We start from the raw sequence: 4,269 nt of genomic DNA, 5'->3' as shown, positions 1-4,269 counted from the left end.
GAAATTATTTATCTTTTTTCTGAGATATTTGAGTTTGTCAAAATTTAATTTTGTTGTTTGCTTTATTCATGAAATAATTTCTAATTTATATGTTTTTAATTAATGGGGTTAGTTTTTTTAAATTATGGGGTTATCTACAAAATCAATTGTTCGATTTGAAAAATTGGAAAGCATGATTGAAGACCATGTTGGTCGTCAAAAATATGCACTTTGGAGTCTGGATACAGAAAATGATTCGGAGAGGTTGTATGAATCTGAATTATTTTTTGGAAACAAATTTAGTTCGAGGAGGGACTTTGTTACACTGTTAAGAGGAAAATTAATTACTCTTTTTGGCGAACCGTCCTTTAAGGATCCCGCCAAGGAACAAAGTTTTGGTTATCATATTAAAGCTACATATGGTGATCAACAGCTATTTTTTAAAATAGTAGACCGAAAAGCCGAGCAAATTTTAATTTATTGGGATTTTTCTACATATCTAAATTCGGATGTAAGGAATAAAGTGAAAGATCAGTTATTTAATCTTCTTTTATTAAGTTCTCCCTCGGATTTTGAGGAGGAGATCATTTTAGAAGATGATTATTTTCTTTCCTATGGTTGTAAGGGGGGGAAACCCTGGTCGGATGTTGAAATCCCTTTGAAGATGGAAAAATTTCTTTTCCAAAGTAGGATGAAAGGTGTCCATAAGAAACATGGGCAATTGCAGATGTGTATGGATCGATTGGTGAATTCTTCCATTAAAAATGAAAGTATTTATTTTAGTTCAATGGTAATCTCAAAGTAAAGTTATATGGAGAAATAATACTATTTGAGAGGCTGCCTTGCTTTTAAAGTTAGGCAGCCTTTTTTATTTTGTTAGTACATGAAATTTTTGAGTATTAAATTAATCGAAGAAAGCAGTTCTTGGGTATTTCAAGAATTATTACATCAAAAGGTTATCTGTAGGACATTGTCCTAAATGAACTTCTTATAATATTATCAGGGATATTGTATCTTTCTTAATTGGAAAAACTTATCTAGCCTAAGCTCTTCAGCCCACCATTCACTTAAATCATATTCTTCTCCTGCTTGTCGGTCATCTTTCATTTGTAAGTAAAATTCGTAAAGTTGTTGACCAGTATGAGCAAGGGTTTTATTTTTCAAAATGGAAGTAAGGTCAATAGTATAGAGCCCTTTGAAATGAAATAGTTGGGCATAAATCATGGAAATGTTTGCATTCCTAACAAATAAAGGTGTAATCGCATTTAGTTGCTTATCAGATGCGGTTAATGCATTTTGTTTAAGAATTTTTAAGAGAGCTACAAATTGCAAGGGCCTTAGTGAAGGATAATTTTTGTAAATGTATTGTTCAATAAAAAGTTGCAAAGGAAAATCCAATAGTTGGGCTGTTAAACCCTCAAAAAATGCCTTTAAAAGATGGGGGAGTCTTTCTTTTTGCACACCACCTTTCATCATATTCTTTTGTGCAGGTTGACAATATTTGCAAAAAAGTTTAAAACTCTCTTCTGATTCTGCAACTTGCTTGTTCTCTTTAACAGCGGTAGCCTCTAATAAAAACTGCAATCGTATGATTTCGCGGAGTAAGAAATAACTGTAGGCAGGATTTGACGTTCTGTAACGGATTTGATGTGGTCTTTCATCATCACTAAGGTCTAATTTTGCTTCTACTTTTAAAGCATCGTCTTTTAAAAATCTGACCTTATTGGGAAGTTGCTGCTTTAAATTTTCCGTTAGTTCAAAATCAATTCGCTCACTGTATTCTTTGAAAATATCATCAATTAATTTAAAGGTATTATTTATCAGGGTTTTATTGTTTTCTTCAGTGTGTTGAAGGCATTGGATTGCCATTTCGAATGCTTTGAGGTAATCTTCCTGATATTGAAAAAGAAGGGCTTTCCCAAACATAGCAGGAGCGAAATCCGATTGGATCTCCAGGGTTTTATTAAAGTAATGAAAGGCTTCATCCAGGTGACCACTTTTTAAAAGTATTCCGGCAAAATCATTAATATCGCCAATTTGATCTGGTTTTACTCGAATAGCTTCATTAAAATAGAGACTTGCACGTTTCAAATCTTTTTGCTGAAGGTAAATTTGAGCCAGCTTTCTTAAGGCATAGTAGCTTTCGGCTTTCCATTTTATGGCGTATTTAAGATTTTTTATGGCTTCTTCATTTTCCCCTTGTCGATGAAGCATTTGCCCGTAAAAACTGAATACTTCAGCAGTGGTACAATCATCCAGGATTAATTGTTCAGCTATAAAACGTGATTTTTTAAGTTCTCCATTTTTTGCCAGTTCCAGCATTTCCTTGTACAAGGTAGAATGATTCTTTATTGCAGATTTGCTGATCTGTATAGAGATTTTTTTCTCTTCAATCTTGATCTTGGGTTTTATTTCACCAACTGTATAGGATACATCCAGAAGTTTTATTAATCGTTTGTTATTGTTTATTTGAGCTTCGTTAAATTCGCTAAATATTTCCCTAAAGATTGGGCCTTTGTATAAAATTATTTCCATGAAAATCAGTGAGATAGAACTCTGTTTATTTAAAGTTTGACACCAAAAACAGAGTTCGGTTTCGTTTTTTATTTACGGAGAAATTAATTGCTGTTTCTCCCATAATGCTAGCGTTCAAACTTCAAAATTAATTAAAAAGAGTAAAGTAGTAGGGCAAATTGCTGATTTTTGGGGTTTTCATGTATTATTTATTCCTGCAAAGCCTCGCCCAAATAGTGGGCAGCTTCTTCTGCCGGTAATTCTTCTACATTTCTTAATTTTCTTTCAATTGCTCTGGTTCGTACATTGGCTTGATCAATCACATTACTGGCCTCCTGTAACTTTTTTTGTGTTTTCTCCAAAACAGCTCCAAATTTGGAAAATTCTGTCTTTACCGCTCCAAGTACTTCCCAAACTTCACTCGAACGTTTTTCAATGGCAAGGGTTCGGAATCCCATTTGCAAACTATTCAATAAGGCTGATAGGGTAGTGGGGCCAGTTATAATTACTTTGTATTCTCTTTGAATTGTTTCAAAAAGGCCAGGTTGACGAAGAACTTCCGCGTACAAGCCTTCAATTGGGAGAAACATTAAAGCAAAATCGGTCGTTTTAGGTGGATCAATGTATTTTTGACGTATATCTTTGGCAAATCGCTTAATGGTGACAGCCAACTCCTTTTGAAGTTTTTCAATATTTCCTGTATCAGCATTTTCGTAAGCGACATTTAGAGCTTGATAAGTCTCTACAGGAAATTTAGCGTCCAAAGGTAACCAGACATGTTGGTTTTTATCTTCCTTTCCAGGAAGTTTAATGGCAAATTCCACTAGATCGTTGCTTCCTGACTTTGTTTTTACATTTTTGCCATATTGTTCTGGGGTAAGCAATTGTTCTAAAATATTCTCTAATTGATATTCACCCATAACTCCTCTCGTTTTTACATTTGAAAGGACACGTTTTAAATCTCCCACTCCATTTGCCAGAGTTTGCATTTCCCCCAAGCTTTTATGTACAAGCTCCAGTCGTTCACTTACAATTTTGAAGGATTCACCTAATCGTTTTTCTAGGGTAGACTGTAGTTTTTCATCCACAGTTGTACGCATTTCTTCCAGCTTTCTTCGGTTATCGTCTTGAAGGAAGGTTAAGCGTTCTTCTACGGTTTTGCGCATTTTGTCTAGACCAGCTTCGGTTTTTAAGGCCAATTCTTTTTGGTTATTGTCCAGCATTCCAAATTTCTCCCTTTGTAACTGATTAAAGTCTTGTATTCCTTCTTTAAAAGTCTCTCCAAATTCCTTTAGGGCTGTAAAGAGCTCTTTTCGATGGATTTGGGATAATTCTAATTGTTGTTCCTGGGATTCTTTTAATTTTTTTTCCGTGATATGAAAAATTTGGTCAAGTTTTTCGCTACTGGATTGAGCCTGTATGCTTAGGTTTTTACCGAAAATATCCAACTGACCTTTTTGTAGGTGGCTTAATTCTGTCATTCTGGTAAGTAATGCTTCGGTCAATTGGGAAAAAGAAGAGGTAAGTTCTTTTCGTAGGTTCTGTTCGTTAACCCGTTGTTCTTCTCTGTTTCTGAAGAAATCATTCTTTAATTGTTCTTCCATTTTAAGAATTTCCCTCCCTAAATAATTAATATCATTTTGCAATTTGTCAGTTGACTGCTTTTTTCTGGAAGCAAGAATCTGAAATAGGAGAACTATAATTACTAATTGTAGTAGCAGGGTGGCTGCTATGAGTAATTCTGTCATGGAATATTTTTAGTTTAGATTAAGTGGA

Annotated in this window: 3 protein-coding genes; 1 reads left to right on the top strand and 2 read right to left on the bottom strand. The window is 34.3% G+C overall.

What is annotated here, in order from left to right:
- Window positions 1-124 precede the first annotated feature (124 nt).
- Window positions 125-784: a hypothetical protein gene (locus E1171_RS06130; RefSeq protein WP_155205118.1), complete on the top strand. Its 660-nt coding sequence runs from the start codon at window positions 125-127 to the stop codon at window positions 782-784.
- Between the two features lie 194 nt (window positions 785-978).
- On the opposite strand, the gene E1171_RS06125 is transcribed toward E1171_RS06130, so the two are convergent.
- Entirely contained in the window at window positions 979-2,514 is a 1,536-nt protein-coding gene (locus E1171_RS06125; protein WP_155205116.1) for a tetratricopeptide repeat protein, read from the bottom strand.
- 188 nt (window positions 2,515-2,702) lie between these two features.
- On the bottom strand, window positions 2,703-4,241 hold the full coding sequence (locus E1171_RS06120; RefSeq protein ID WP_155205114.1) for a DNA recombination protein RmuC: 1,539 nt from the start codon (window positions 4,239-4,241) through the stop codon (window positions 2,703-2,705).
- Window positions 4,242-4,269: the final 28 nt, after the last annotated feature.

The sequence above is a fragment of the Xanthovirga aplysinae genome, from assembly GCF_009711365.1.
GTDB lineage: Bacteria > Bacteroidota > Bacteroidia > Cytophagales > Cyclobacteriaceae > Xanthovirga > Xanthovirga aplysinae.
This window is presented reverse-complemented; position numbering and strand designations above follow the sequence as displayed.

Bases quoted from the DNA above. Each gene is read 5' to 3' on its own strand.
- E1171_RS06120 (WP_155205114.1), bottom strand. From the start codon at position 4,241: ATGACAGAATTACTCATAGCAGCCACCCTGCTACTACAATTAGTAATT.
- E1171_RS06125 (WP_155205116.1), bottom strand. From the start codon at position 2,514: ATGGAAATAATTTTATACAAAGGCCCAATCTTTAGGGAAATATTTAGC.
- E1171_RS06130 (WP_155205118.1), top strand. From the start codon at position 125: ATGGGGTTATCTACAAAATCAATTGTTCGATTTGAAAAATTGGAAAGC.